Genomic DNA, 1256 nt, shown 5'->3' with positions numbered 1-1256 from the left:
GGCAAGGTCGGCAAGGTTGTCGAATCGACGGCAAAGCGAACCGAGGAAGCCATTCGCGATCGTTTGCCGGGGTCGTCCGACGAGTCTTCTACCACCTCATAGCGTCGCCCACCAGCCTGAATGACGCGCTTGGTCCATACGATGTCATCCGGCATCGTCGCCGGTCGTAACCACACCGTATCGGAACGGATAAAGCGGAGCATCTCGAGCGCTGTCCTATTCGCCGGCAAGATTTCGATATGCGCGATCTTGGGCCAGGCGCTTCATCACTACGAGCCAGAGCATGAGCTGCTGTCCTATGAAGATGCGTAGGAGGTCTTGCACATGGCAAACCACCCAGTTCGGGGCACCATCACACACATTGGCACGCTGACGTCGCGCCCGCAGGCGTTTTTGATTTTCCTGGCCTATGCCGGGCTTTGGCTTGTCTATGACGCACGCAGCCTCGATTGGCATTCGATTGCGACGCTATCGACACGGGCCATGACTCTTTTCATCCAGCGCGCCGAACATCGCGATACCCAGGCCCTGCACGCCAAGACGGACGAACTGCTTCGCCGTCGACAAGGCTGACAGCGAGACGGTCAAGATCGACAAAGAGGAACCTGAAGAGATTGAAAGAGAACGAGAGCGAAAGCAGCAATGAGATTGACCGATAACGAGACCGGCATTGCCGCGCGAAACCGTTGCAGCCCCAATGCGTTGGGTTGGCCGCAAGTTACCGGATGAGCCGACAGACCATTGCCTACGGGAGAGGACAGGCAATGGTCTGTTGGATCAGAAGGACTTCCAGATTTGGTGTCCTGCTACACCTTTCGGCACGGCGGGCTGTGCTCCCAGTCGCTTAGGTCACTCGATGACTTTGATGATCTTGCGTGTGCCTGGATCAACGACAACGGTCCGGTTGTCGACCACCACGTAACGGTATTTGGTGTCGGGAACTTCATGAAGCTCGACCGTCTCGGGCAGCGTTGAGCCGATATTGAGCTCTATCCCAGGGACCTTCACCGATGCGAGCGGCTGCTTCTTCACATATTCCCTGATGACGGTCTCCTGTTCAGGCTCGATGACTACGTCCTGAGCGGCAGCAGCGCCGATACCTGCCAGCAGCAGAAATCCCGCGGCTGCAGTGGAAAGTCGCATTTTCATATTTGCCTCCTATGTGAGTCCTGTCGCGCCGGGGACTGTCAGGAATTCTGTGCGCGAGGCCATGATGATGGAAAGGAGAGAATCATCACATGGCTATCGAGAAGGAA

General features: G+C 56.8%; 2 protein-coding genes. One reads left to right on the top strand and one right to left on the bottom strand.

The window, feature by feature from the left end; translation table 11 throughout:
- Positions 1–324: 324 nt before the first annotated feature.
- A complete protein-coding gene (locus AC0L16_RS33410; protein ID WP_473625783.1) occupies positions 325–573 on the top strand; it encodes a low affinity iron permease family protein in 249 nt (82 codons plus the stop codon).
- Between the two features lie 276 nt (positions 574–849).
- On the opposite strand, the gene AC0L16_RS33405 is transcribed toward AC0L16_RS33410, so the two are convergent.
- Complete coding sequence (locus AC0L16_RS33405) at positions 850–1149, bottom strand: DUF1236 domain-containing protein (RefSeq protein ID WP_023800251.1); 300 nt, start codon at positions 1147–1149, stop codon at positions 850–852.
- Positions 1150–1256: the final 107 nt, after the last annotated feature.

Source organism: Mesorhizobium sp. WSM4848, assembly GCF_055811375.1.
The sequence above is the reverse complement of the archived record's forward strand: the minus strand, read 5'-3'. Positions and strand labels throughout refer to the sequence as shown.

Coding starts and splice junctions, on each gene's coding strand:
- AC0L16_RS33410 (WP_473625783.1), top strand. CDS start 325: ATGGCAAACCACCCAGTTCGGGGCACCATCACACACATTGGCACGCTG.
- AC0L16_RS33405 (WP_023800251.1), bottom strand. CDS start 1,149: ATGAAAATGCGACTTTCCACTGCAGCCGCGGGATTTCTGCTGCTGGCA.